This is a genomic window from Pseudomonas sp. GW823-FHT04A03 (assembly GCF_058796615.1).
In genome coordinates, this window is record NZ_JBXAIV010000017.1 from 1 (window position 1) to 23,674 (window position 23,674).

A 23,674-nucleotide genomic window follows, 5' to 3' on the forward strand; every position below is an offset into this window, starting at 1 on the left:
ATCGTTCCCACGCTCTGCGTGGGAATGCCTCAAGGGACGCTCCGCGTTCCAGCTCTGGAAGGGACGCGGAGCGTCCCTTCCAGAGCTGGAACGCGGAGCGTGGGAACGATCAGTGAACAAACTTAAGCGGGGTAGTTCGCGCGCAGTGCCTCGAGCCCACCCTGATAGATCCCGCTGAACAGCGCCACCACTTCCTCATCGCTCACGCCCTTGGCCGTAAAGCGTCCCGACCACGTCACCTTCGCGCCCTGCCCTTGGGCCTCAACACGAATCGTCGCCAGATAATCGGTGGCCGGAAACGGTGCCTGCAGAATCGAATAGCTGTAGGTTTTGCCCGCGTTATCGAACGTTTCCAGACGCTCGACCACCACTGCGCCGTCAGCGGTTTGCAAAGTGCGAACGCGCCCGCCTTCGCTCAGTTCGCTGTTGGGAATGAACGGCAGCCAGTCCGGCAAGGTGTTGAAGCCGCCAATCAATTGCCAGACCTGATCGGCCGAAGCCGGAATGTCGATCGTTGCTGATGCTGTTGCCATAAATAAAAAGTCTCTCTCGATGAATTCAGATAGTCAGGCTGTCGACCACGCCGCCATCGACTCGCAAAGCGGCGCCGGTGGTGGCCGAAGACAGCGGTGAAGCGATATAGGTGACCAGGTGCGCGACTTCTTCGACATCCGCCACGCGCTGGATGATCGAGCTCGGACGGGCCCGGCGCACAAAGGCGTCGGCTTCGTCCCGCAGGCTGCGGCCAGATTCGGCGGCGGCATCCTTGAGCATTTCCTCGACACCGTCGGTGAAGGTCGGCCCCGGCAGGATCGCATTGACCGTAACCCCGGTGCCCGCCAGGCGTTTGGCCAGGCCATGGGACACCGCGAGGTTGGCGCTTTTGGTCACGCCGTAGTTGATCATGTCGGCCGGGGTGGCCACGCCGGATTCCGAAGACAGGAAGATCACCCGGCCCCAGCCCTGCTCGACCATCGCCGGCACGTAATGCCGCGACAGGCGCACGCCGGAGATCACGTTGATTTCATAAAAGCGCGTCCACTCATCGTCCGGCGCGTCGAAGAAATCCACGGCGTTGTAGATGCCGAGGTTGTTCACCAGGATGTCGGCTTTCGGTTCGGCGGCGAACAGTTTCTGCGCGCCTTCGGCCGTGCCCAGATCCGCCGTCAGACCGCGCAGTTGCGCGCCCGGCACCTTGTCGCGAATGCTCGCCAACGCCTGTTCGACCTTGGCCGCGTCGCGACCGATCACCACCACCGTGGCGCCCGCCTCGGCCAGCGACTGGCTGATGCCCAAACCGATGCCCGCCGTGCTGCCGCTGACAATCGCCAGTTTTCCGCTCAGATCGATCTTCATGCTTTCACCTCGTCGATGGGTAATGGTGCACGTTCGGACACCAGTTTCGCTTCACGCATGGCCTGCCAGAAACCGGCCGGAATGACCGCCGACAGCGCCGCCACATCTTCAGCGATGCGCCCCGGTTTGCTCGCGCCGGGAATCACTGCCGCCACGGCCGGATTGGCCAGCGAGAATTGTAGTGCAGCCGCTTTGACATCGACGCCGTGAGTCGCGGCGATGCGTTTGATCTGCTCGACCCTGGCAACGATTTCAGGGCTGGCCTTCTGGTATTCGAAGTGCGCGCCACCGGCCAGGATCCCCGAGCTGTAAGGGCCGCCGACAACGATTTCAACGTTCTGTGCCCGCGCCGAATCCATCAAGCGCTGCAGGGCGCGGTCGTGGTCAAGCAAGGTGTAGCGGCCAGCCAGCAGAAAGCCGTCAGGCTGCGCCTCGGTCAGGTCCAGCGTCAACTCGCACGGCTCAACCTTGTTCACACCCAGGCCCCAACCCTTGATCACGCCTTCTTCGCGCAGGCGGGTCAGGACTTTGAAGGCGCCGGTGCGGGCCTGATTGAAATACTCCAGCCATTGGTCGCCGTAGAAATCCTGAGCGATGTCGTGGACCCAGACGATGTCGAGGCGATCGGTTTTCAGACGCTTGAGGCTGTCTTCGATCGAACGCAAGGTGGCGTCGGCGCTGTAGTCGTTGACGATCTTGTTCGGGCGACCATGTTCGAACACCCCGCTTTTCTCGCCCAGATCCCGGGCGGCGGCGTCTTCGACTTCATCGAGAATCACCCGGCCAACCTTGGTGCTGAGCACATAGTCGTCGCGCTTGTAGCGGGACAGCGCTTCGCCGAGGCGGATTTCCGAGAGGCCCGAGCCGTAGAACGGCGCGGTGTCGAAGTAACGCACGCCGGCATCCCACGCCGCATGCACGGTGGCCTGGGCTTCGTCTTCAGGAATGGCGCGGAACATGTTGCCCAGTGGCGCGGTGCCGAAGCCGAGTTGGCCGGGGAGTTTGTCTTTCAAGCTCATGATGCTGTCCTCGTAGTTCGTGGTCGGTGTTGACCATTGAGCAGATCCTAGATTGCGCCACTCAGACCGTCCAAGACATAATCCGAAGCACTTGAGTCCCTGAAGGTCTGACATGATCGACATCCGCCAATTGCGCTACTTCGTCGCCGTCGCCGAGGAAGAACACGTCGGCCGCGCCGCCGAGCGCCTGCACATTTCCCAGTCGCCCCTGAGCCGGCAGATCGCCCAGCTCGAAGAACGCCTGGGCCTGACCCTGTTCGAACGCAGCCAGCAGCGCATCCGCCTGACCCGCGACGGCCAGACCTTTCTCGCCGAAACCCGAGCCCTGCTGACCCACGCCAATCGCCTGGAATCCCTCGGCAAACGCCTGGGCCGTGGCGAAGAAGGCGGCCTGTGCATCGGCTACATCGAGAACGCGATGCACGCCGGGGTCTTGCCCAATGCCTTGCGCGTACTGCGGGTGGATCGGCCCAACGTGCACGTTGCGCTGTACAACCTGAGTTCCGCCGAACAACTGGAAGGCCTGCGTCAGCGTAGCCTCGATATCGCGCTGGTCAGTGAGCCGCCGACGATCGACGACCCTGACCTGCTGGGCTTTCAGGTACTGGACGACCCGATGCTGTTGGCATTGCCCGAACATCACCCTCTGAATCAACTGGCATCGCTGACACCGGCGGATCTGGCCGATCAGGAATGGATCGGCGTGCAGCCTCGCCAGGGGGCAGACGATGAGTTCGTCAGCGCCTGCATCCGCGCAGGTTTTACCCCGGATGTGCGAATGCAGGCCACCGAGCCGTTTACCGCGTTGGGGCTGGTCGCCTCGGGCCTGGGGATCGCGATGATCCAGAAAGGCCTGAGCCATAACGCACCGCCGGGCGTGGTGCTGCGGGAAGTGCCGTGGCTGGCGTTCACCACACCGTTATGGGCGGCGTGGCACCGGATCAACCTGCGGCCGCTGGTGGAAACGTTTCGCAAGGTATTGACCGGAGTCGATCCCGCCCGGTGACCCGACAGCCCAAGACTTTGCTGCTTTACTGAGAAGACTCAAAAAACCAGTGAGTCTCCCGGCATGAACCGCAATGACCTGCGTCGCGTGGACATGAACCTGTTGGTGATTTTCGAAACCCTGATGTTCGAAAAGAACCTGACCCGCGCCGGGGAAAAGCTGTTCCTCGGCCAGCCCGCCGTCAGTGCTTCACTGGCCAAACTGCGCGACCTGTTCGACGACCCGTTGCTGGTGCGCAATGGCCGCGTGCTGGAACCAACCCAGCGGGCGCTGGCGATCCTCAAGGAATTGCAGCCGGCGATGGACACCATTTCCGGGGCGGTCAGCCGGGCCAAGGATTTCGATCCGCTGAGCAGCCGTGACGTGTTTCGCATCGGCCTCTCGGACGACGCCGAGTTCGGCCTGCTGCCGCCGTTGCTCAAGCAATTGCGCGAGGAAGCGCCGGACGTGGTGGTAGTGATCCGCCGGGTAAATTTCCTGCTGATGTCGTCGATGCTGGCGTCCGGGGAGATTTCCGTCGGCGTTAGCTACACCACGGAACTGCCGGCCAATGCCAAACGCAAGAAACTGCGGGACCTGCGCTGCAAAATCCTGCGCGGCGACGACCGTCCCGGCGAACTGACCCTCGACGAATACTGCGAACGGCCCCATGCGCTGGTGTCGTTTTCCGGGGATCTGGGCGGTGCCATCGATAACGATCTGGCGCGGATCAATCGATCGCGTCGCGTGGTATTGGCGGTGCCGCAATTCGCTCCGCTGCGGGCGATTCTGGCCGGCACCGATATGCTCGCCACCGTGCCCGACTTCGCCGCCTGCGCATTGGTCGAAGGCAGCAGCGTGTTGCGCGCCGACGACCCGCCGTTCGACATCGTGCCTTCGGAGCTGTCAATGGTCTGGAACGGGGTCAACGACAACGATCCGGCGGAACGCTGGCTGCGCTCGCTGATTGCCCATCACATGTCGGCGCCTCTTCCACCGCAGGCGCACTGATCGGCTTGAATCCCGGATCGACCTCGCGCAGGTACACCGGCAGGTCGGTCATCGGCGGCATCTGCGGGATCTCGAAATACATCTGCACCACCCAGCCACGGTGGTAGTTGTTGTGGTTGATCACGTGCATCAGGATCGCGCCGGCATTCATGGTGCCGCCATCGCCGGAGACGAATTTGAAGTCGATCGAGCGGTTCAGCGAGGCTTCGGTCTGCTGTGCGCTCCAGGTGCGATACCAGCCGTCGACTTCCTGCTGGGCCTGACGCAACTCGCCGAGGTCGGCGTGCACCAGATCATGAGACGTCGTGAAACCGTGCTCGCGCCCTTCAAGGTGCGCCTGCCAGATCCGGTCGACCACGTAGATGTGGTTCAACGTACCGATCATGTTCTTGAAAACCGTCTTGCGCTCCCTCGTCGTCTCCCCCGCCGGCAGCGCTTGCAGGCTGTCGAACAGACGCTGATTGGCCCAGGTCTTGTAGTCCGTGAGCAGATGGGCCGTGGCCAGATTGATCATCGCGGGTCACCGTAGGCACGAAAAAGGGCTCCGCCTAGGATAGACCTCTCCTGTGGGAATGGCGGTAGTGCTGACTATTGGTCGAAGGGAAATACCTTCCGCTTTCGCTCAAGCCCCCAACCGCGCCCACCCCGCCACCAGCTGCGCACTGATACTCACCCCACCACAAACGATGACCACCACATCCCGAGCCCCCGCCAGCACCGGATGGTCGAGATACGCCACCGCCAGCGAAACCCCGCACGCCGGCTCCACCAATTGCCGCAAATCACTGGCATATCGCACCACCCCCATGATCGCGTCGTCATCCGACAGCACCAGACACTCATGATCAAACTCGCCGATATGTTCAACCGGCCAAGCTGCCACTTGCGCGGCGCCGAGGGAGGTGGCGACTGTGTCGATGCGGCTCAGGCGCACCAGATGGCCGGCCTGGACGGCCGCGGCGAACGAGGCGGCGCCTGTGGTTTCGCACGTGATGATGCGGCAGTCGCAGCGGTCGTGGCGCTGCAGCCCGGTAAGGATGCCCGCCAGCAAACCACCGCCGCCGACCGACGTGACCACAGTATCGACCTGCGGGCAGTCGTCGAGGATTTCGTCGACCATCGTGCTGTGCCCTTCCCACAACACCGGGTGATCGAAGGCCGGCACGTATTCGGTGTCTGCCGCGCTGGCCAGTTCCCGCGCTCGCTGGTTGGCTTCGTCCCAGACTTTGCCGTGGACGACGACCTCCGCGCCGGTGCGGCGAATACGCGCGCGGGTCGCTTCGGGCGTTGTGTGCGGCACCACGATGCAGGCTTGCAGGCCCAGGCTGACCGCTGCAACCGCCGTGGCCAGTCCGGCATTACCGCCGGACGGGCACACGACCTTGCGCTTGCCCTGCGCCGCTGCCTGACTGCACAACAAGCCCATCCCGCGCAGCTTGAACGAGCCGCACGGTTGCAGGTTTTCCAGCTTCAGCCAGATGCGCCGGGACGCGGTCGACAGGGTCGGATGGAGGATCAGCGGCGTGCGGATGTGCAGCATGGCGGACTCCCGAAGCGGCGGATCGGATGATCGGAACGTCTCTGCCTGAAGTTTAGTCCACGCCCCTGCCGACGGTTAAACGCCGGGGATCCTGCCGGGATCTACACTGAACGGAACAGCCGTGAGGTGCCTATGAAAATGTCTGCGCAAATGACCGTGGTCGCCGTGCTCGCCACCCTCGCCTATCTGGGTCTGGCGATGTGGGGCATCGGTGGCGTGGCGGTGTTTTTTTCTCACGGCGCGTTGGTCGTGGTGGCGCTGGCCACGCTGGCCATGGTGGTGGCGTCGTTGTTCACGGAGGTGAACCTGAGCACCGGCGAACGCGAAGATCGGGCCAATCGCTGGGTGATTCCGGCGTTCGCCGTGATCGGATTGGTCAGTGCCTTTCTGCCGGCCTACTGCGACCGCATCGGTTTCTGGACCATCGGCCGCGAAGGCACTCGATGGCTGGGAGCGCTGCTGTTTATCGTCGGGGGCGGATTACGGTTGTGGCCGGTGTTTGTGCTGGGCCATCGGTTCAGCGGGCTGGTGGCGATTCAGCCGGGGCATCGGCTAGTGACCGAGGGCATCTACCGGCATCTGCGCAACCCCAGTTATCTGGGGCTGGTGATCAATGCGATCGGTTGGGCGCTGGCCTTTCGCTCGGTGGTCGGCCTGTTGCTGGCGGCGCTGACGCTGATCCCGCTGATCGCCCGCATCCACTCCGAAGAGGCCCTGCTGCGCACGCAGTTCGGCGCCGAATATGACGCCTATTGCGCCCGCAGCTGGCGATTGGTGCCCGGGGTTTTTTGAGGTTGCAGGCGCAACTGGCCGTCGCTGTCGATGCTCAGCGCAACATCGCGGTAACTGGCGATGGTCGCGTGCTCGGTTTCAAGCGGATGTTGGTGAGTCGTGGTGATGATCATCAACGGCGCGCCGGCGGCTTCAGCGGCCTGAATGCCGACGGTGGCGTCTTCGAAAATCAGGCAGTCCGCAGGCTCCAGGCCCAAGCGTTTGGCGGCCAGTCGATAACCGGCCGGATCCGGTTTGCCGGCGGTCACGTCTTCAGCGGTGATCATCACCGCAGGCTCCGGAATCCCTGCCGCCGCCATCCGCCGCAACGCCAGATCCCGTGGCGCCGAGGTCACCATGGCCCAACAATCCGCCGGCAACGATTTGAGAAACGCTGCCGCGCCGGGGATCTCGACAATGCCTTCGACGTCTTCGATTTCCGCTTCGGTGATGAACGCGGCTTGCGCCTCGGCGTCCACGCCCGGCAGATTCAAACGCATGATGGTGTCGATGGCGCGCACGCCGTGGATGGTCGGCAGGAACGTCTCGACGTTCACCCCGTGGCGCACGGCCCAGGCGGACCAGATCCGCTCGGCGGCGGCGATGGAGTTGAGGACGGTGCCGTCCATGTCGAACAGGAACGCGCCGAACGCGCGGTTGAAAACAGCATCGTGAGCAGACAAAAGATCACTTCCTCGCAAGGGGCCGGGCAACGATGCCCGGCAATGTAGCACTTGCGGGACGCTTCAGTGCAGACGCGGCGCCTTGGATTTGAACGCACCGTCCACGCAATCAAGCAACTGACCGATGGCCCACGGCTTCTTGATGAACGCCACCGGATGCTTCACGCCCGAGGTTTCCGGTGTTTCATAACCGGACATGACCATCACCGGTTTGTCCGGCCAGCGCTCGCCGACCAGATTGGCCAGGTCCGCGCCGTTAAGGGTGCCGGGCATGGTGATGTCGGTGAGCAGCAGCGCGACTTCCGGCGCGTGCTTCTCCAGATATTGCGAAGCCGCATCGGCGCTGGTCTGCGGCTCGACCTTGAAACCTTCCTCCTGAAGAATTTCGCACAGAAACTCCAGAATCAACGGATCATCCTCGACTACCAGAATCAACCCGCCAGGAAGGTGCGCGCTCGACGTCGGAATTGGACACATGAACTGGCACTCCCTGAATTGCATGAACGATTTAGCGGCTTGATCCCGCTGCTTATCTGGTATGAGCAGCACCTTCTACAGAAATTCATTTTTGATACAGGTCTTTTCGATAACAGCCGTTCGACGGGCAGTCGCCGGCGCGTAATTGCGGTTAAAATGCGCGCCCTTTTGCTGGCCGATCCCGATTGATGAACCCTCAAGCCCTCGCCGTCCTCCATGCCCACCTGCTTACCGCGCTGACTTCGGCACCGGCCGAAACCCGGCGCCTGTTCCATGGGCGCGGGCGTTGCTGGCCGGGGCTGGAGCAAGTCACCGTGGACTGGCTGCAAGGTGTGGTGCTGGTGTCGTTGTTCAAGGAGCCCGAGGCTTCGCAGCTGGAAGACCTCAAGCGTCTGTTGCTGGAGATCACCGGCTCGGCTCCATGGCAGCAGTCCGGCGCTCACACTTTGCTGATCCAGCACCGTTACCTGCCGCAAAGCACCGCCGAATGGCTGCTCGGTGAAGAAATCGACGAAATGACCATCGTCGAGGGCGGGCTGAAATACCGCGTGGATCTGGGCCGCAAACAGAACGCCGGGCTGTTCCTCGACATGCGTTATGGGCGCAACTGGGTGCGCGAACAGGCGGCGGGCAAACGGGTGCTGAACCTGTTCGCCTACACCTGCGGCTTTTCGGTGGCGGCCATCGAGGGTGGCGCCAGCCATGTGGTCAACCTCGACATGTCCCGCGCCGCGCTGAGCCGGGGCCGTGACAATCACCGGTTGAACGGGCATGACCTGAGCAAGGTGAGTTTCCTCGGCCATGACCTGTTCAAATCCTGGGGCAAGGTGATCAACAGCGGCCCTTACGACCTGGTGATCATCGACCCGCCGTCGTTCCAGAAAGGCAGTTTTCTGCTGACCAAGGATTACCAGCGCGTGCTGCGTCGCCTGCCGGAATTGCTCACGGCGCAGGGCACGGTGCTGGCCTGCATGAACGATCCTTCGTTCGGTTCGGATTTCCTGATCGATGGCGTGACCCAGGAAGCGCCGAGCCTGCGTTTCGAACAACGGCTGGAGAACCCGCCGGAGTTTCCGGATATCGATCCGGAAAGCGGTCTGAAGGCGCTGCTGTTCAAGCAGATCGGCTGATTCCGGTCAGCGCGGGCGCAGCACCAACGCAAACAGCTCACCATGCCCGGTGACGTTGAGCTTGTGATAGAGATTGCGCCGGTGCACCTTCACGGTCTCCGGCGAAATGTTCATGTGCTGAGCGATGGCCTTGCTGGAAAAACCCTGGAGAATCAGGCGCGCCGTGTCGATCTCGCGCGCTGTCAGGCGGGCGTCGAAACGGTCCAGCAATGCGGCCAGATCACCGACCGGCGCCTCAACGACTGCGCCTTGCGGCGGCATCAACTGCACATGCCGGCGCATCGCTGACAGCACCCAATCCCGCACGCAGACCAAACGCCCCTGCTCCTGCAAACTGAACGCCGTCGAACGGCCCATCGACAATCCCAGCACGCCGCCGTCGATGTTGACCAGAAATTGCAGCTCATCCGCACCGACCACAGAACGGAAGTAGCTCAGGTAGTACTCGCTGTGCAGAAACTGGTCCGGGGCCACGGACGCGAGACTGTGCAAACCGTCGGCGATCCCGGCGCAGGCGGCCTGATAGAACGGATCAAGCAGGTACATGCCGGCGCAGTAACCGGCCAGTTCTTCCTGCTCGTCGGCGCGCCCCTGACTGTCGAAGTCGATCAACAATTGCGGCGGCCGCCCCGTCTGCATCACCGCCACCAGCGCATTGTCCAGCGGTACCAGCAATCGCAGCGTATCGACCAGCGCCCGCCAGAAACCGTCCTGACCGACCGTAGCGAACACTCGCGACAGGCTCTGATGCACCGGCAATTCCTGCAGCAACGCGTCCACGCACTACCCCTTTTGAGTAACCCATGATGGGAATGGGTGCGGCGCAGCCCGCCCGATAGGCTGACCACTCCTGTTCATCACCGGCCTGCCAACAGGCCAGGAGTGCCGCATCATGCGTGGTCATCGTGGGTATATCAACCTGGGTCTGATGGGCGTTTTGTCCGCTGCGCTGAGTGCGCAGGCGGCCGATGCACCGAGCGTGCATGTCTACAACTGGTACGACTACATCGGCCCGAACACCCTGCATGATTTCAAGCGTGACAGCGGTATCGAACCGGTCTACGACACCTTCGACAGCGCCGAAGTGGTGGAAGGTAAACTGATGACCAGCCGCAGCGGCTACGACGTGGTGGTGGCGAGCAACTTCAGCTTGCCGACCTTGATCAAGGCCGGCGCCCTCGCCCCGCTGCCCCGCGATCAACTGCCGGGCTGGAAGAATCTCGACAACGATCTGCTGAGCAAACTGGCCAACAACGACCCCGGCAACCAGTACGCCGTGCCGTATCTGTGGGGCACCAACGGCATCGGCTACAACGTCGACAAGGTGCGCACCGTGCTGGGAGACAAGGCCCCGGTGGATTCCTGGGATCTGGTGTTCAAGGAAGAGAACCTGGCCAAACTTGGCGAATGCGGCGTGGCGATGCTCGATTCGCCGTCGGAAATGCTCCCGGTCGCGCTGCATTATCTCGGCCTGCCGCCCAACAGCACCAAGGCCGAGGATTATCAGAAGGCCGAAGCGCTGCTGTTGAAACTGCGCCCGCACATCGCCTACTTCAACTCCTCGAAATTCATCAGCGATCTGTCCAACGGCAACATCTGCGTGGCGGTCGGCTGGTCCGGCGCGATGCTCGAAGCCAAGACCAATGCCGAGCAGGCCGGCAACGGCGTGAAGATTCAGTACAGCCTGCCGAAGGAAGGCGCGCCGGTGTGGTTCGACACGCTGGTCTTGCTCAAGGACGCACCGCATCCGGCTCAGGGTCTCGCGTTCATCGACTACCTGCTGCGGCCCGATGTGATTGCGCCGGTCAGCGATCACCTGTCCTACCCCAACGGCAACCGCGCCGCCACGGCGCTGGTTGCCCAGACCACCCGCGACAACCCGGCGGTGTACCCGTCAGCCACCGCGATGGCCACGTTGTACACCCTCGAGCCCTTGCCCAAAGCCACCGAACGGGTGCGCACGCGGGTGTGGAGCAAGGTCAAGAACGGTCAGTAACAGCCCTTCAAATCACTGCCTTCAACAGAGAGAACATCAATGAAACCACGTGCCCGCGATCTCCATATCCGCATCGGTCAACTGCAACCCGGCCCGCTCAACGCCATCACCGACGTACCCGGCGTACGGGTCGGCCACAGCAACGTGCGCGGCCGCAGCGCCAGCGGTCGTGACATTTGCAGTGGCGTCACTCTGATCGAACCACGTGCCGGATCGACCAATGCCCAGCCGTGCTTCGCCGGCGTCCACGTGCTCAATGGCAATGGCGATGCCACCGGGCTGGAATGGATTCGCGAGGCCGGCCTGCTGACCAGCCCAATCGCTTTCACCAACACCCACAGCCTCGGCGTGGTGCGCGATGCCTTGATCGAACTGGATCGCGCGCAGCAACCGGACGACGGTCGGCTCTACTGGAACATGCCGGTGGTGCTGGAAACCTTCGATGGCTTGCTCAACGACATCAACGGCTTTCATGTGAAGCCCAAGCATGTGGCCGAAGCGATGAGCAATGCCGTTGACGGCCCGGTGCAGGAAGGCGCGGTGGGCGGTGGCAGCGGCATGATCTGCCATGAATTCAAGGGCGGGATCGGCACCGCGTCGCGCCGCTTGAGCAAGGCTCAGGGCGGCTGGACAGTGGGCGCCATCGTGCAGGCCAACCACGGGATTCGCAGCGAGTTGCGGGTCGACGGCTACCCGGTCGGGCGCTACATGGAACAAGCGGATTCACCATTTCTGCGCGCTTCGTTGCCGCATCCAGGCATGGGTTCGATCGTGGTGTGCCTGGCCACTGATGCGCCGCTGCTGCCACATCAATGCACACGACTGGCGCAACGGGCGAGTCTCGGTCTGGCGCGCACCGGCGGCGGCAACGAGGATCACAGCGGTGACATCTTCATCGCCTTCGCCACCGGCAACGGTCATATCCCGCCCGCTGCTTACGAAGGCAAAGGCGCATCGACTTGCGATGGCTTGCGAATGGTCAACAACGATCACATCAGCGAGCTGTTCCTAGCGGCGACCGAAGCGGTAGAAGAAGCGATCATCAACGCCTTGCTGGCCAGCGACAGCACCGAAGGCAACGGGCATTCGGTGCCGGGGCTGGATGCTGCGACCCTGCTCGCAGCCCTCGAAAAGGCTGGCTGGCCGGGTGCTCGCTGAGACTGTTCCCAAAAAGTTTTAGCGAAACAGCCCTTGTCCGAGTTTGCGCGCCGCCTGCAACTGCATCGCCGGATCGCTCGACTCGGACTCCAGCAACAATGCCGAGCCCGCCACCGTCGCCCCGCAGTAATCGAAAATCCCGTGATCGATCTGCGTTTTCATCGCCGCGCCGTACCCGTGGCGCTCGTAAGTGCGCACATCCGCCCCGCCGAGTCCGACGAGGTGTACGCGCAGTCGTCCAAGCTTCTTCAGCGTCTTGTCACCGTCGAAATCGTACGCCCAGCCATTGCTGAACACCCGGTCGACCCAGCCCTTTAGCAGCGCCGGCATCGACCACCAGAACACCGGATAGACCAGCACCAGCGCGTCGGCGCGATCGATGCGTGCCTGCTCGGCCAGCACGTCCGCCGGTGGTGCGGATTCGCGGTGATGCACCGCCCAGTCGGCCACGCCAAAGCGCGGATCGAATTCTTCGGCGTGCAGGTCGGCGATTTCGAAGGTGTTGGATGGATCGCTCTCCGACAGACCTTTGGCAATCTGCTGCGCCAACGCGTGGGTCAGCGAACGTGGATCATCGTGATCTACAACAATCAATGCGTGCATGGGGAAATCTCCGGTTGGTGTTTGCTGACCAAGGGCTTATCCTTTCGATAAGCTACTATTGGTAAGTTACCATCAGTAAGTTACGTTTGGTATATAAGCAATGTCAACCACTGAAACCCCAGAATCCGCACAACCCCGTCGCCGCCTGTCCCGGGAAGACCGCCAGCGCCAGTTGCTCGACATGGCCTGGCAGCTGATTCGCGAAGAAGGCACCGATGCCCTGACCCTCGGTTATCTGGCGGAAAAGGCCGGCGTGACCAAACCGGTGGTCTACGACCATTTCACCACCCGCGCCGGTTTGCTCGCGGCGCTGTATCAGGATTTCGACAAGCGCCAGACGGCGCTGATGGACGCGGCGCTGGCCAATGCCGAAGCGACCTTGAGCGGCACCGCGACGGTGATTGCCACGGCGTATGTCGATTGCGTGCTGACTCAGGGCAACGAGATTCCGGGGGTGATTGCGGCTCTGGCGAGTACGCCGGAACTGGAGAGGATCAAGCGCGAATACGAGGCGATTTTCCTGGAGAAGTGCCGCAGCGTCCTCTCGCCTTTTGCTGACGGCGCAGAGATCGGACAGCCAGGACTACGCGCCATGCTCGGCGCCGCCGAAGCCCTGTCGCAAGCCGCCGCCACCAACGAAATCAGCGCCGAACAGGCCCGCAACGAGCTGTTGGCAACCATCATTGCGATGGTCGAAAGAGCCGCCGCCCGCGCCGCCAAAGCAGGTGACTGACGGTACTTGAGCGCATCCCCTCACCTTCCTACGATGGAACTACGCAGTCGTCTGGTCCGCCAGGCCGTTGCGTAGGTGCGGGTGCTCTGAACCCCAATCAAGCCCGCACCTGGCTTCATGCGCATCTTGAGCCTCGCGGGCTCTACTTCCTCCCCATCAAAGAGTCTTGAGGCTCTTTTTTTGTCTCTGAAAATCAGCGTTCGGGTTCTCGACGGATCGAACGCCACGTGGCCTGGGCCAGCAATTCACGATAAGCCTTCGGACTGCCCTGCACTCGTCCGGACAACCACGCGCGGCAATAGCTGTCGGCCTGCCCGACGATCAGCGACGGCAACAGCTCGGCCGGGCATTCGTTGAGTTCAGCCGCGCGCCCGGACTCGGCCAGCCAGGTGCGCAGGCCGAGGTTGCGGGTCTTGTTGCGCTCGGCCAGTTCATCCTTGTGCGGGCCCCGGGTCACGGCATAACGCGCGTGATACTGGAACCGCGCCCATTCCGGTTGATTCTCGACCCAATCCACGTAGCTGTAGACCAGCGCCTGCACGCCCTCTTCGGTGGTCGTCGCGCCAGCCAGATAGGCGTCGCGCAGGCGCGCCTGATCCTCCAGCGCGGTGAAGAACAGCGCGGCCACCAGCCCTTCCTTGTTGCCGAAATGATGGTAGATCGCCCCGACGCTGGTGTCGCATTCGGCACGGATCATTTCGATGGTGGTGGCCTCGATGCCCTGCTCGTTGAACAGACGCAGGGCCTTGCGAAAGATGTCGCGCTTGAGTTCGGCGCGGCGACCGGGGTAGCTGCGTTCGAGTAGATCTGCGGTGTCCATGGGCATTGAAAATCCGGGTAAAGGGCACGTCCGTGCCGGTGATCGAAACGCGCACAGGTTGACAGATTTCCCGCGGACAGAATACCGTTCCGTTACAGAACAATGTTCTGTTACGGAACATGATTCTGTAAATCCCCTAACCGCGAGGCTTCACCCATGAGTCAGTTTCTCAGCATGTTCAACAGCGTCGGTTCCCAGGCGTTCAGCCAGATGGCCTGCCAGGTCGCACCGTACTTCAGCACCATCAATCCACTGGTGACCGAGTTGCGGGCAGGTTCCGCGCAGGTGCAGGTTCCGTTTCGCCGCGAGATCACCAACCACCTCGGCACCGTCCACGCCATCGCCCTGTGTAATGCCGCCGAACTGGCAGCCGGGATGATGACCGACGTGTCGATTCCCGCCGGCGCGCGCTGGATTCCAAAAGGCATGATCGTCGAATACCTTGCAAAGGCCAAGACCGACGTAACCGCCGTGGCCAATGGCAAAGGACTGGACTGGCAGACCGAAGGCGACAAGATCGTGCCGGTGGATGTCCACGACGCCGAAGGCAGGAAAGTGTTCACGGCGCGCATCACCATGAACGTGAAACTGTCCTGAAATCACCGGCACAAAAAAGCCCTTGCTGCGCTGATCGCAACAAGGGCTTTCGTCGTTTCAAAGAGAAGGGATCAGTGAACGGTCAGGCGTTGGCGGACAAATTCTTCGGTGCGCCGAGTGACCTGATCCAGATGCCGGTCGCGCTGTTTCTCGGCGTCGAGCATTGCGCGCTTGCCATGTTTTTGCAGCAGGTAGGTGTGGATCTGCTGCACTTCCAGCGAACGGTAGATCGGTGTCGTGTCGATAAAACCGCGCAGCCCGTTGCTGCGGTAGTGCCGGGTGCTCATCAGCACCTGCGTCTCCAGTTGGCCCAGTACTTCAAAGCCCAGCGCCTCGAAATACGGCACCTTGCCGATGCTGCAGGTCAGCTCGGTATGGGGATAGCGCGCCACCATGTCCGCGATCAACGAACGGGCCACGCCCTGACGCCGATGCCCCTCGCGCACCGCCAGATAGGCCACGTTGCACGCCTCCCAGTCGCCCTGCACCGGCAGGTACAACAGGAAACCGATCACTTGCTCCGGGTCATCGTCATCGGTGGCCACCAGCAATTCCACCTCGGTGCCCTTCTCGCCGTTCAACGCCTCCAGATACAGATGCACCTCGTAGCCGACCGCGTACTGATAGACGTTGTACAGCAGGTTGCTCGGGCCAAGGCCGATGGCACTGATGTCGGTCAGGTTGTCGACGACCATCTGCAGGATCTGGCTGTTGACGCCTTCGGGGCATGGGGATTTGTAGTGGGTGATGCGGGGCATGGCGGGCGGACTCCGGCGGAAAACGCCGCCATCATACCGCGCCAGCGCGCTTGCGGCCGAACACCGTCACTGCTGCGGCGCCACCACCTTGAACTTGATGTCGATGTCCTTCGACACCACGGTATCGGCCCACTCCCCCGCGCCGAGGCCGAACTCATCGCGCTTGAGCACCAGTTCACCGTCGAAGATGCCGATTCTGCTGTCGGGTTTGAGTTGCACCGGGACTTGCACCTCACGTGTGATGCCTTTGAGGGTGAGGTGGCCGTCGACCAGATAACGGTTGTCGCCGGCCGGCCGGAAACGGGTCGATTCGAAAACCGCCACCGGGAATTTATCGGTGTCGAACCATGCCGGTTTCACCAGCTCGGTGTTGGCGTCTTCGCTGCCGGCGTCGATGCTGGTGAGGTCGATGTGCAGCGTGGTGCGGGCACTGGCGAGGTTGTCGGTGTCGAAGTCCAGCGTCGCGTCGAACTTGCCGAACGTGCCGTACATCCGCGAGCCCATCTGGTTGTAGGTGAAACTGATCTGGCTGGCGGTGGTGTTGACCCGGGTGTACTCCACCGCCTGCGCAGCAGGGACGACAATCAGGCAACACGCGGCAGCCAACAACAATCGAATCGACATGGAATGCTCCGGCGCCCGATGGGTCTCGAATGACTTAAGCAAACATCCGGCGGTTACGCCACCTCGTCGGCCATGCGCGCCTTCAAGTAGCCGATCAGCGCCGTCACCTTGGGCGATGGCAAATGCTCGCGGGCCGTCACCGCGTTGAGATCCTGCGGCGGGCCGATCCACTGCGGCAGCACTCGGATCAGACGTCCGGCCTGCACATCGGCCTTCATGCTCTGCTCCATTCCCAGGCTCAGCCCTTCACCCGCGAGCAACGCGTCATGCAGCAGCGCCGGATCGTTGGCCAGGATGGAAGGCTCGACGCGATAGTCTTTCAGGCGCGCGCCTTCGCGACGCAACGGCCAGACATAACCGACATCGCGCCGGGCCTGATGCAGCGTCAGCGTCTGATGATGAATAAGCTCGTCAGGATTGTCCGGCGTACCGTGGCGCGCCAGATAATCCGGGGCCGCGTAGATGCCCGTGGGAAAACTCGCCAGCCGACGGGCAATCAGGCTCGAATCCGGCAACGCACCGAGACGCAGCGCTACATCGATTTCCTCCCCCACTAGGTCCAGCGGCACATGGGAGGCCAGAACCTCCAGACGAATTTCCGGGTACGCCTGACGAAATCCCGCCAGCAACGGCGCAAACCAGCTGACCCCGAATGAAAACGGCACCGTCACCCGCAACCAGCCGCGTGGCCCGTCACGCAACTGATGCACCGCGCGCTCGGCGTGCTCAAGGGTATCGGCGAGGGCCTTGCAGTGTTCGTAATACACCGCGCCCGCTTCGGTCAGGCTCAACTGGCGCGTGGTGCGCCGCAGCAGCTGCACGCCGATGGCCTGTTCCAGCTCGCGCACCCGACGACTGACCGTGGTCTTCGGAATCTGCAACGCATGAGCGGCCGCGGTGAAACTGCCGAGGCGCACCACGCGCACGAAAACCAGCGTGTCGTTCAGGTCACGGATCATTTGCAGGCCTTCCGTCAATCAATGAATTGTGCCAATCACGGCACATTGCATGCCGCGATTATGGGCTAATCACAATAAGACCTGCGACCTAAGATCGTTGCTCCTTTCCTGGAGTGCCTCTGATGAACCTCAACGAATACGCCGAACATGACGCCATCGGGCTGGCACAACTGGTCGCGTCGGGCGACATACGCGCCGAAGAACTGGCGGCGCTGGCCATCGAAGCCGTGCAGCAGGTCAACCCGTCGATCAACGCGGTCATCGAACACTGGACGCCAACGGTGACCACCGGCAGCGGCCCTTTGGCCGGGGTGCCGTTCCTGATCAAGGATCTGGCGATCACCGCTGCCGGGCGAGGCAACGAACTGGGCAGCCGACTCGCCCAAGGTGTGGTTGCGCAGAGTGATTCTCACCTGATGCAACGCTTCAACGCCGGCGGATTGATGACGCTGGGCCGCACCACCACCCCGGAAATGGCGTTCAGCACCGAAACCGATTCCGTCCTGCAAGGGCCGACCCGCAACCCCTGGGATCCGCAACGCTCGGCCGGCGGCTCCAGTGGCGGCGCCGGGGCTGCCGTCGCCGCCGGCATTGTGCCGATCGCCCACGCCACCGATGCGGCAGGCTCGATCCGCGTGCCGGCGGCGTTCAACGGTCTGGTCGGGCTCAAGCCGACGCGCGGGCGCAGCTCTCACGGGCCGGTGATGGATGAAGTATTCGCCGGGCTGGGCGTGCAACTGGGTCTGTCGCGGACCGTGCGTGACAGCGCGGCGTTGATGGATGTGGTGCAAGGCTGCGCGCCGGGGGACCCGTACCACACGCCCGCACCGGCTGACGGCTTTCTGGCCCAGGTCGGCCGAGATCCGGGACGGCTGCGAATCGGTGTGCTCGACACGCCATGGAACGGCGGCGCCGTCGACAGTGAAATCCGTGACGCCACCCACCGCGTCGCTCGCGAGCTCGAAGCGCTCGGCCATCAAGTGGACGTCGTGCAAGCCCCGCTCGGTCTGTCATGGGAGGCCTTCGTCGACGCCAACGCACACATCTGGTGTGCCAGCCTGGTGCGCTGGATCGACCATCTCGCCAGCAGCACCGGCCGCCCCATCGACCAACGCACGCTCGAACCGGCCACGCTGGCCTGCTACGCGTTCGGCGAGCAATCCCGTGGCGTGGACTTCGCTGGCGCGCTGGAGGTGCGAAACAGCATCGCCCGGCAAGTCGCGAACTGGTTCGAATCCATCGACATCCTGCTGACCCCGACCCTGCCGCAATTGCCACAAGCCGTCGGCACCTACAATCGCGACGCCGAGACTCTTGATGGCCGGCAATGGACGGCGCGGGTGTTCGAGCACTCACCGTTCACCCCGGTGTTCAACGTCGCCGGGACGCCCGCCATTTCATTGCCACTGGGAATGTCGCACAGCGGGATGCCGATCGGCGTGCAACTGGCTGCCCGCTTCGCGGCCGACGATGTCTTGCTGCGACTGGCTGCGCAACTTGAAGCGGCAATGTCGTGGCGACATCGGCGTCCGAAGATCTGGACCGGCCACACGGGCTGAAGTCAGTCAGGCAACCGATTCGCTGCCGGATGTCTGCACCACGTTTGAGCGCACGCCGGCCCGCAGCACGTGACGCAGCTTCAGGGCCGGCCGTTCGATGGCATGGTAGGACACGATGCTCATGGCAAATGACAGCACCATCACGGCTTCGACGTACCAGCCGATGTAGGCCAACGGCCAGAGGGCGCGCAGTAAATACATCGCCACAAAGTGATTGAGAAACACGCCATAACTGATGTTGCCGAAGAACTCGTCCAGCGGATGCTGGCGCAGTTTCGTCAGCAGGAACACGGCAGGGATGCCCAGAGCGACGCCCAGTGTGACCTCGGCATTGAAGGGGCGACGTTCGATCCAGCCGGCCATGATCGCGACGAACAACAATGCCGCCCCCACAAAGGTGCTCATGACGATCAGTCGGTCTTTGACATGCGCGTTATACAGATAGCTGCCACAGAGGAACATGAACAACACGCCCGGCAGCAGCCGGTAACCATAGACATCGGTGTTGATGTAGCCCAGGCACGCGACCATGAACACGACGACGGACAGAACAAACGCCACGCCGCGCATTTTGAAGATGAGCAGAAACGGAATCACCAGATAGAAACACAGCTCCAGCCCCAGCGACCACGCTGGCGGCATGAGCTGGTTTCCGGAAAGGCCGAACATGTAGAAATTCAGCGGCACGATCGCCAGGCTCGCGACGATCTGCTTGAGCGTCAGTTCGGCAGCCTCGGGCGTACCGGGCAGCAAGAAATAGACTACAGCGCAGCAAAGGAACAGATAAAACAGGAATTGCGGGTAGAGCCTCAACGCCCGATCCAGGTAAAACAGGCCGACTTTATCCACCGCTTTGTAGTTGCGTTCGATGAGCGAGGTCATGACGAAACCGCTGATGATCAGAAACGAGATCACCGCCACCACACCGGGGTTCAGCCCCGCGAATTTGATCCCCATGTGGGACAAGGCCACCAGCACCGCCAGCAACAATCGATAAACACCCACGAACCCGCTCCAATGTCCTTATCGTTATGGGCGGCTAAGCTACGACGCTTTGCGACAGGAAAACAGTTATTTTTCGTTGCGTCCTACACCAGTCGCTCGATCTTCTGATGCTTCCAGACCCGTGTGTAATACAGCGTCTGCAACACCAGCATCCCCAGATACGCAATCGGAAACGCCATCCACACACCCTGCAGACCGAACTGCCCGTCCAGCCAGTAGGCCGCCGGCAACTGCACGCCGAGCACGCAGATGATCGCCACGCCCACCGGCACCAGCACCGTGCCGCTGGCGCGCATGATGCCGCCGATGATCGCCTGGAAACCGAAGATCAACAGGCTCCACAACATGATGTGCAACAGGTGCTCGGCCATCGCCCGGGTCGAGTCTTCGGTCAGGAACAACCCGAGCAACCAGTGCGATAACAGGTAACCCGCCAGGATCAAACCACCGGTCAGGCACACGTTGATCCACAACCCGGTGCGCAGGATCGGGCCCATCCGCTCCAGCCGTCCGGCACCGATCGCCTGGGCGCCGAGGATCGACGCGGTGATCGCAATCGACAGCGCCGGAAACTGCACGTAGTTGACGATCTGAGTGACCGCGCCGTAAGCCGCCGTCGCCTGCGAACCGTGTTGGTTGACCAGCGCCAGAATCACCAGCTCCGACAGCGACAGCACAATCATCTGCACCCCGGTCGGCAGACCGATGCGCAACACCTTGCCGAGAATCGCGCCGTCCAGACGCAACGCCGCAAAGAACTCGCGATCCGGCGCCAGCGGATGGCCCTTGCGGATCAGGCTCCATGACAGCCACGCCATCGCCGCCAGCGTACCGGCCAGACCGGCGAACGCTGCACTTTGAATGCCCAGTTGCGGCAAACCGAACCAGCCGCGAATGAACGCCGGGGTCAACGCCAGCCCGACCACGGTCGACAGCAGCAGCGCCAGCATCGGCGACAACGTGTCGCTCACCCCGCGCAACAACTGCGTGAACAGCACGTAAACCAGCACAACCGGCAAGGTCCACATCATCACGCGGGCATAGGCCACCGCATCATCCAGCACGTCCGCCGGCGTGCCCAAACCCTGCAAGGCCTGGCGCGCAAACACACTGCCCAACACCGCCGCTACCAGCCCGATCAATACCCCCAGCAACAATGTCGCCCCGGCGATCGCCTTGACCATATGCGACTCACGCGCCCCCCACGCCTGACCGATCAGCACCCCTGCCCCGGCGCCCAGACCGATGACCAGCGCGATAAAGAAAAAGATGATCGGAAACATGCCGGACACCGCCGCCAGCGCCTGCGTGCCGAGCATCTGACCGATGTAGATGCTGTTGACCGTGCCCGACATCGATTGCAGGAAGTTCGACAGCACCATCGGGGCCAGGAACAGCAGGTAGGTTTTCCAGAGGGGGGATTGAGCGGGGGTTTGCATTGAGGGTCCGTCTCGGGTGGGAGCTGATGACAGAGTCTAAGGTATGCAATGGCGTTCAGGTCGTACCCGTTTACATTAAAACTTCGTAATCTGCACCTTGACCAATCTGCATAGCCTTTCCATCACGACAGGAAGTGAATCCCTCCCATGCGCCGTTCCCCGTTTCTGCTGAGTTGCACCTTATTGACCGCTCTGGCGACGACCGTCCACGCCGCCCCCGCGCCCTCGCCCGAGGTGGTGCAAGGATTGGTGAGCACCTTGAACGAACGCCTGAACATCGGCGACCTCGTCGCCCTGACCAAATGGGACAGCGGCAAACCGATCCAGGACAGTCCTCGTGAAGCACAGGTGATCGACAACGCCCGCAAGTTGGCCACCGAACGCAAGCTCGACCCGGAAGATGTCGCGCAATTGATCGCCGCGCAGATGGAGGCCAACAAACTGGTGCAATACGGTTTGCTCGCACAATGGCAAGCGGCCGGTGCCGCGCCGGACACACCACGCCCGGATCTGGGCAAGCAGATTCGCCCGCGTCTGGACGAGTTGCAAACCCGTCTGCTGCAGCAATACGCCGACTTCACACCCTACCGCCACGACCCGAACTGCCCGGCGTGGCTGGCCAAGGCGCGCACCGGTCTGACCCGCGATGCGCTGCATGAACTGGCCCTGACCCGCGCCACCGGAGAGCTGTGCATTCGGCCGCTGGTGCCCTAGAACAAGGGTTTTGGCATTCATTGCTGGCGTCGATAGTCACCATCAGTTCAATGAAGTTCTCATAAAAAATCCGCGGCGTAACATCGGCTCAATACCAAACAAACAACACCCCTGGAGCACACGATCATGAAACGCCAAATCCTTCTCGGCATCGCTTTCTCGGTTCTTGCAGTCAACGCTTTTGCAGCCAAACCCGCCCACACCATGATCGCCGAAGGCGGTTCGGATCGGTTGATTGAAAGTCGTTTGGCTGAGGGTGGTTCGGATCGTTTGATCGAACGTCGTGTGGCTGAAGGTGGCGCTGATCGTCTGATCGAACGCCGCGTTGCTGAAGGTGGTTCCGATCGCTTGATCGAACGCCGCGTCGCTGAAGGTGGTTCCGATCGCTTGATCGAACGCCGCGTCGCCTGAATCTAACGCTCTACCGCTGCACAAACAAAAAGCCCGGCCTGATCAGCCGGGCTTTTTCACGTCCTACCGGTGCTTATTGCACGGTTTTCAGTTTGACCACGTCACCGGAGATCTTGGTGGTGTAACCGGTCAGGACCGCACCGATCAGAGCGGCGCGCACTTTCCCGCAAGTGATGGCGCATTAGTGTCAACCCAGACCATGTTTCATGTTCAGGTGTTGGTTTTAAGCCGCGTCCACAAGCGTGTTGTCAACCGGGCAATCGCCGCCGGCAGTTCTTCCACGGTGAACAACTTCTCCATCACCGCTTTCGGCGGATAGATCGCCTGGTCCTGTCTCACTGCCGGATTCAGAAACTCATCGGCCGCCGCGTTGGGGTTGGCGTAGTGAATGCTGTTGCTGATATTGGCGATCACCTTCGGCTCAAGCAGATAGTTCATGTAGGCGTAGCCGTTCTTTTCGTGGGGTGCGTTTTTCGGCATGACCACCATGTCGAACCACAAAGTCGTGCCTTCGTCGGGAATCGAATAGGCGATGTCGATTCCGTTCTTCGCTTCCCGGGCACTGGCAGCCGCCTGCACGATATCACCGTTGAAGCCGATCACCGCGCAAACATTACCGTTGGCCAGATCGCTGATGTACTTGGACGCATGGAAGTACTGCACGTACGGGCGAATCTTGAACAAGGCGGCTTCGGCCTTTTTGTAATCCGCCGGTTCATGACTGTGCGGCGGCAAGCCCAGATAGTTGAGCGTAATCGGCAGCACTTGGGTCGGGTTGTCGATGATCGCGACACCGCACTGGCTCAACTTCTTGATGTTGTCCTCTTCGAAAAACAGCTTCCACGAACGAGTGACATCGGTGTTGCCGAAGATTGCCTTGATCTTCTCGACGTTGTAGCCGATGCCGGCGGTGCCCCACATGTACGGATAACCGTATTGATTGCCCGGATCGTTGACTTCGAGTTTCTGCATCAACTGCGGATCGAGATTCTTCCAGTTCGGCAGTTGCGACTTGTCGAGTTTCTGAATGGCACCCGCCTTGATCAGCCGCGACAGAAAATGGTTCGACGGGCTGACCACGTCGTAACCGGTATTGCCGGTCATCAACTTCGATTCCAGCACTTCGTTGCTGTCGTGGATGTCGTAAGTGGCCTTGATGCCGGTGTCTTTGGTGAAGTTGGCCAGAGTGTCGTCGGCGATGTAACTGCTCCAGTTGGAGATGTTGACGGTTTCATCCGCCAGGGCGAACCCTGAACCGGTGGCGAGCAAGACCGCCAGGGAAAGTGTGTGGACGCGCATGTTCTGTCACCTGAATTGAGTGGCTTT

The 23,674-nt window shown here is 61.9% G+C and carries 26 protein-coding genes and 1 pseudogene; 11 read left to right on the top strand and 16 right to left on the bottom strand.

Annotation, left to right across the window (positions count from 1 at the left end; genetic code table 11):
- Positions 1-122: 122 nt before the first annotated feature.
- From AC1Q9F_RS27205 to AC1Q9F_RS27215, 3 genes are read right to left on the bottom strand one after another with little or no spacing between them, the layout of a single operon-like run.
- The gene (locus AC1Q9F_RS27205) at positions 123-533 is read right to left on the bottom strand and encodes an SRPBCC family protein (protein WP_102718238.1); all 411 of its coding nucleotides are present in this window, start codon (positions 531-533) and stop codon (positions 123-125) included.
- A gap of 25 nt (positions 534-558) precedes the next feature.
- Positions 559-1,356, bottom strand: a complete 798-nt coding sequence (locus tag AC1Q9F_RS27210) for an SDR family NAD(P)-dependent oxidoreductase (protein ID WP_007952959.1) — start codon at positions 1,354-1,356, stop codon at positions 559-561.
- A complete protein-coding gene (locus tag AC1Q9F_RS27215) occupies positions 1,353-2,375 on the bottom strand; it encodes an aldo/keto reductase (RefSeq protein ID WP_492618683.1) in 1,023 nt (340 codons plus the stop codon). The genes AC1Q9F_RS27210 and AC1Q9F_RS27215 overlap by 4 nt, the downstream gene beginning before the upstream one ends.
- Before the next feature lie 112 nt (positions 2,376-2,487).
- Between AC1Q9F_RS27215 and AC1Q9F_RS27220 the strand changes: the two genes are divergently transcribed.
- Together AC1Q9F_RS27220 and AC1Q9F_RS27225 are read left to right on the top strand one after the other, a co-directional pair.
- Positions 2,488-3,381, top strand: coding sequence for a LysR substrate-binding domain-containing protein (locus AC1Q9F_RS27220; protein WP_492618682.1), 894 nt, complete (start codon positions 2,488-2,490; stop codon positions 3,379-3,381).
- A 63-nt stretch (positions 3,382-3,444) separates the two neighbouring features.
- Complete coding sequence (locus AC1Q9F_RS27225; protein WP_492618681.1) at positions 3,445-4,371, top strand: LysR substrate-binding domain-containing protein; 927 nt, start codon at positions 3,445-3,447, stop codon at positions 4,369-4,371.
- Here the strand turns inward: AC1Q9F_RS27225 and AC1Q9F_RS27230 are convergent.
- A complete protein-coding gene (locus AC1Q9F_RS27230; RefSeq protein ID WP_262161191.1) occupies positions 4,286-4,885 on the bottom strand; it encodes a DinB family protein in 600 nt (199 codons plus the stop codon). The two genes, AC1Q9F_RS27225 and AC1Q9F_RS27230, sit on opposite strands and share 86 nt — an antisense overlap.
- A gap of 108 nt (positions 4,886-4,993) precedes the next feature.
- Positions 4,994-5,911, bottom strand: coding sequence for a pyridoxal-phosphate dependent enzyme (locus AC1Q9F_RS27235; RefSeq protein WP_492618680.1), 918 nt, complete (start codon positions 5,909-5,911; stop codon positions 4,994-4,996).
- A gap of 132 nt (positions 5,912-6,043) precedes the next feature.
- Between AC1Q9F_RS27235 and AC1Q9F_RS27240 the strand changes: the two genes are divergently transcribed.
- Positions 6,044-6,703 carry a methyltransferase family protein gene (locus AC1Q9F_RS27240; RefSeq protein WP_492618679.1) on the top strand — a complete coding sequence of 220 codons (660 nt, stop codon included), beginning with the start codon at positions 6,044-6,046 and terminating at the stop codon, positions 6,701-6,703.
- Here AC1Q9F_RS27240 and AC1Q9F_RS27245 read toward each other — a convergent pair.
- The gene (locus tag AC1Q9F_RS27245) at positions 6,661-7,365 is read right to left on the bottom strand and encodes an HAD family hydrolase (RefSeq protein ID WP_492618678.1); all 705 of its coding nucleotides are present in this window, start codon (positions 7,363-7,365) and stop codon (positions 6,661-6,663) included. The two genes, AC1Q9F_RS27240 and AC1Q9F_RS27245, sit on opposite strands and share 43 nt — an antisense overlap.
- A 63-nt stretch (positions 7,366-7,428) precedes the next feature.
- Positions 7,429-7,842, bottom strand: coding sequence for a response regulator (locus AC1Q9F_RS27250; protein WP_085602624.1), 414 nt, complete (start codon positions 7,840-7,842; stop codon positions 7,429-7,431).
- Between the two features lie 188 nt (positions 7,843-8,030).
- On the opposite strand from AC1Q9F_RS27250, the gene AC1Q9F_RS27255 reads away from it, so the two are divergent.
- Entirely contained in the window at positions 8,031-8,972 is a 942-nt protein-coding gene (locus tag AC1Q9F_RS27255; protein WP_474731315.1) for a class I SAM-dependent methyltransferase, read from the top strand.
- 6 nt (positions 8,973-8,978) lie between these two features.
- Here AC1Q9F_RS27255 and AC1Q9F_RS27260 read toward each other — a convergent pair whose 3' ends face one another.
- Positions 8,979-9,752, bottom strand: a complete 774-nt coding sequence (locus AC1Q9F_RS27260) for a helix-turn-helix transcriptional regulator (protein ID WP_492618677.1) — start codon at positions 9,750-9,752, stop codon at positions 8,979-8,981.
- 112 nt (positions 9,753-9,864) lie between these two features.
- Here AC1Q9F_RS27260 and AC1Q9F_RS27265 point away from each other — a divergent pair, with 112 nt between their 5' ends.
- Both AC1Q9F_RS27265 and AC1Q9F_RS27270 read left to right on the top strand, forming a co-directional pair.
- Positions 9,865-10,968 (top strand): polyamine ABC transporter substrate-binding protein, encoded by a 1,104-nt coding sequence (locus tag AC1Q9F_RS27265; protein ID WP_492618676.1) that lies wholly within the window; start codon positions 9,865-9,867, stop codon positions 10,966-10,968.
- 39 nt (positions 10,969-11,007) lie between these two features.
- A complete protein-coding gene (locus AC1Q9F_RS27270; RefSeq protein WP_492618675.1) occupies positions 11,008-12,126 on the top strand; it encodes a DmpA family aminopeptidase in 1,119 nt (372 codons plus the stop codon).
- Between the two features lie 18 nt (positions 12,127-12,144).
- Here AC1Q9F_RS27270 and AC1Q9F_RS27275 read toward each other — a convergent pair whose 3' ends face one another.
- On the bottom strand, positions 12,145-12,729 hold the full coding sequence (locus tag AC1Q9F_RS27275) for an NAD(P)H-dependent oxidoreductase (RefSeq protein WP_492618674.1): 585 nt from the start codon (positions 12,727-12,729) through the stop codon (positions 12,145-12,147).
- 100 nt (positions 12,730-12,829) lie between these two features.
- Between AC1Q9F_RS27275 and AC1Q9F_RS27280 the strand changes: the two genes are divergently transcribed.
- A complete protein-coding gene (locus tag AC1Q9F_RS27280; RefSeq protein ID WP_492618673.1) occupies positions 12,830-13,462 on the top strand; it encodes a TetR/AcrR family transcriptional regulator in 633 nt (210 codons plus the stop codon).
- 193 nt (positions 13,463-13,655) lie between these two features.
- Here the strand turns inward: AC1Q9F_RS27280 and AC1Q9F_RS27285 are convergent, their stop codons facing one another.
- Entirely contained in the window at positions 13,656-14,282 is a 627-nt protein-coding gene (locus AC1Q9F_RS27285; protein ID WP_262195702.1) for a TetR/AcrR family transcriptional regulator, read from the bottom strand.
- Between the two features lie 156 nt (positions 14,283-14,438).
- Between AC1Q9F_RS27285 and AC1Q9F_RS27290 the strand changes: the two genes are divergently transcribed.
- On the top strand, positions 14,439-14,879 hold the full coding sequence (locus AC1Q9F_RS27290; RefSeq protein WP_492618672.1) for a hotdog fold domain-containing protein: 441 nt from the start codon (positions 14,439-14,441) through the stop codon (positions 14,877-14,879).
- Between the two features lie 71 nt (positions 14,880-14,950).
- On the opposite strand, the gene AC1Q9F_RS27295 is transcribed toward AC1Q9F_RS27290, so the two are convergent.
- From AC1Q9F_RS27295 to AC1Q9F_RS27305, 3 genes are all read right to left on the bottom strand, one after another.
- Complete coding sequence (locus tag AC1Q9F_RS27295) at positions 14,951-15,637, bottom strand: GNAT family N-acetyltransferase (protein WP_492618671.1); 687 nt, start codon at positions 15,635-15,637, stop codon at positions 14,951-14,953.
- A 66-nt stretch (positions 15,638-15,703) separates the two neighbouring features.
- The gene (locus tag AC1Q9F_RS27300) at positions 15,704-16,261 is read right to left on the bottom strand and encodes a YceI family protein (protein WP_492618670.1); all 558 of its coding nucleotides are present in this window, start codon (positions 16,259-16,261) and stop codon (positions 15,704-15,706) included.
- A gap of 53 nt (positions 16,262-16,314) precedes the next feature.
- The gene (locus AC1Q9F_RS27305) at positions 16,315-17,220 is read right to left on the bottom strand and encodes a LysR family transcriptional regulator (protein WP_492618669.1); all 906 of its coding nucleotides are present in this window, start codon (positions 17,218-17,220) and stop codon (positions 16,315-16,317) included.
- A 122-nt stretch (positions 17,221-17,342) separates the two neighbouring features.
- Between AC1Q9F_RS27305 and AC1Q9F_RS27310 the strand changes: the two genes are divergently transcribed.
- Complete coding sequence (locus tag AC1Q9F_RS27310) at positions 17,343-18,779, top strand: amidase (protein WP_492618668.1); 1,437 nt, start codon at positions 17,343-17,345, stop codon at positions 18,777-18,779.
- Between the two features lie 6 nt (positions 18,780-18,785).
- Here AC1Q9F_RS27310 and AC1Q9F_RS27315 read toward each other — a convergent pair whose 3' ends face one another.
- Together AC1Q9F_RS27315 and AC1Q9F_RS27320 are read right to left on the bottom strand one after the other, a co-directional pair.
- A complete protein-coding gene (locus AC1Q9F_RS27315) occupies positions 18,786-19,784 on the bottom strand; it encodes an acyltransferase family protein (protein WP_207983195.1) in 999 nt (332 codons plus the stop codon).
- An 83-nt stretch (positions 19,785-19,867) separates the two neighbouring features.
- Positions 19,868-21,223, bottom strand: coding sequence for an MATE family efflux transporter (locus AC1Q9F_RS27320; protein WP_433898054.1), 1,356 nt, complete (start codon positions 21,221-21,223; stop codon positions 19,868-19,870).
- Positions 21,224-21,370: 147 nt separating this feature from the next.
- Between AC1Q9F_RS27320 and AC1Q9F_RS27325 the strand changes: the two genes are divergently transcribed.
- Positions 21,371-21,937: a chorismate mutase gene (locus AC1Q9F_RS27325; protein WP_492618667.1), complete on the top strand. Its 567-nt coding sequence runs from the start codon at positions 21,371-21,373 to the stop codon at positions 21,935-21,937.
- Positions 21,938-22,063: 126 nt separating this feature from the next.
- Positions 22,064-22,345: pseudogene (locus tag AC1Q9F_RS27330) on the top strand (hypothetical protein); the annotation flags it as partial.
- A 213-nt stretch (positions 22,346-22,558) separates the two neighbouring features.
- Here AC1Q9F_RS27330 and AC1Q9F_RS27335 read toward each other — a convergent pair.
- Positions 22,559-23,647, bottom strand: coding sequence for a polyamine ABC transporter substrate-binding protein (locus tag AC1Q9F_RS27335; protein WP_492618666.1), 1,089 nt, complete (start codon positions 23,645-23,647; stop codon positions 22,559-22,561).
- Between the last annotated feature and the right edge of the window lie 27 nt (positions 23,648-23,674).

What these genes read in the sequence shown, in the direction of transcription:
- AC1Q9F_RS27205 (WP_102718238.1), bottom strand. Translation starts at nt 533, where the DNA reads ATGGCAACAGCATCAGCAACGATCGACATTCCGGCTTCGGCCGATCAG.
- AC1Q9F_RS27210 (WP_007952959.1), bottom strand. Translation starts at nt 1,356, where the DNA reads ATGAAGATCGATCTGAGCGGAAAACTGGCGATTGTCAGCGGCAGCACG.
- AC1Q9F_RS27215 (WP_492618683.1), bottom strand. Translation starts at nt 2,375, where the DNA reads ATGAGCTTGAAAGACAAACTCCCCGGCCAACTCGGCTTCGGCACCGCG.
- AC1Q9F_RS27220 (WP_492618682.1), top strand. Translation starts at nt 2,488, where the DNA reads ATGATCGACATCCGCCAATTGCGCTACTTCGTCGCCGTCGCCGAGGAA.
- AC1Q9F_RS27225 (WP_492618681.1), top strand. Translation starts at nt 3,445, where the DNA reads ATGAACCGCAATGACCTGCGTCGCGTGGACATGAACCTGTTGGTGATT.
- AC1Q9F_RS27230 (WP_262161191.1), bottom strand. Translation starts at nt 4,885, where the DNA reads ATGATCAATCTGGCCACGGCCCATCTGCTCACGGACTACAAGACCTGG.
- AC1Q9F_RS27235 (WP_492618680.1), bottom strand. Translation starts at nt 5,911, where the DNA reads ATGCTGCACATCCGCACGCCGCTGATCCTCCATCCGACCCTGTCGACC.
- AC1Q9F_RS27240 (WP_492618679.1), top strand. Translation starts at nt 6,044, where the DNA reads ATGAAAATGTCTGCGCAAATGACCGTGGTCGCCGTGCTCGCCACCCTC.
- AC1Q9F_RS27250 (WP_085602624.1), bottom strand. Translation starts at nt 7,842, where the DNA reads ATGTGTCCAATTCCGACGTCGAGCGCGCACCTTCCTGGCGGGTTGATT.
- AC1Q9F_RS27255 (WP_474731315.1), top strand. Translation starts at nt 8,031, where the DNA reads ATGAACCCTCAAGCCCTCGCCGTCCTCCATGCCCACCTGCTTACCGCG.
- AC1Q9F_RS27265 (WP_492618676.1), top strand. Translation starts at nt 9,865, where the DNA reads ATGCGTGGTCATCGTGGGTATATCAACCTGGGTCTGATGGGCGTTTTG.
- AC1Q9F_RS27270 (WP_492618675.1), top strand. Translation starts at nt 11,008, where the DNA reads ATGAAACCACGTGCCCGCGATCTCCATATCCGCATCGGTCAACTGCAA.
- AC1Q9F_RS27275 (WP_492618674.1), bottom strand. Translation starts at nt 12,729, where the DNA reads ATGCACGCATTGATTGTTGTAGATCACGATGATCCACGTTCGCTGACC.
- AC1Q9F_RS27280 (WP_492618673.1), top strand. Translation starts at nt 12,830, where the DNA reads ATGTCAACCACTGAAACCCCAGAATCCGCACAACCCCGTCGCCGCCTG.
- AC1Q9F_RS27285 (WP_262195702.1), bottom strand. Translation starts at nt 14,282, where the DNA reads ATGGACACCGCAGATCTACTCGAACGCAGCTACCCCGGTCGCCGCGCC.
- AC1Q9F_RS27290 (WP_492618672.1), top strand. Translation starts at nt 14,439, where the DNA reads ATGAGTCAGTTTCTCAGCATGTTCAACAGCGTCGGTTCCCAGGCGTTC.
- AC1Q9F_RS27295 (WP_492618671.1), bottom strand. Translation starts at nt 15,637, where the DNA reads ATGCCCCGCATCACCCACTACAAATCCCCATGCCCCGAAGGCGTCAAC.
- AC1Q9F_RS27300 (WP_492618670.1), bottom strand. Translation starts at nt 16,261, where the DNA reads ATGTCGATTCGATTGTTGTTGGCTGCCGCGTGTTGCCTGATTGTCGTC.
- AC1Q9F_RS27305 (WP_492618669.1), bottom strand. Translation starts at nt 17,220, where the DNA reads ATGATCCGTGACCTGAACGACACGCTGGTTTTCGTGCGCGTGGTGCGC.
- AC1Q9F_RS27310 (WP_492618668.1), top strand. Translation starts at nt 17,343, where the DNA reads ATGAACCTCAACGAATACGCCGAACATGACGCCATCGGGCTGGCACAA.
- AC1Q9F_RS27320 (WP_433898054.1), bottom strand. Translation starts at nt 21,223, where the DNA reads ATGCAAACCCCCGCTCAATCCCCCCTCTGGAAAACCTACCTGCTGTTC.
- AC1Q9F_RS27325 (WP_492618667.1), top strand. Translation starts at nt 21,371, where the DNA reads ATGCGCCGTTCCCCGTTTCTGCTGAGTTGCACCTTATTGACCGCTCTG.
- AC1Q9F_RS27335 (WP_492618666.1), bottom strand. Translation starts at nt 23,647, where the DNA reads ATGCGCGTCCACACACTTTCCCTGGCGGTCTTGCTCGCCACCGGTTCA.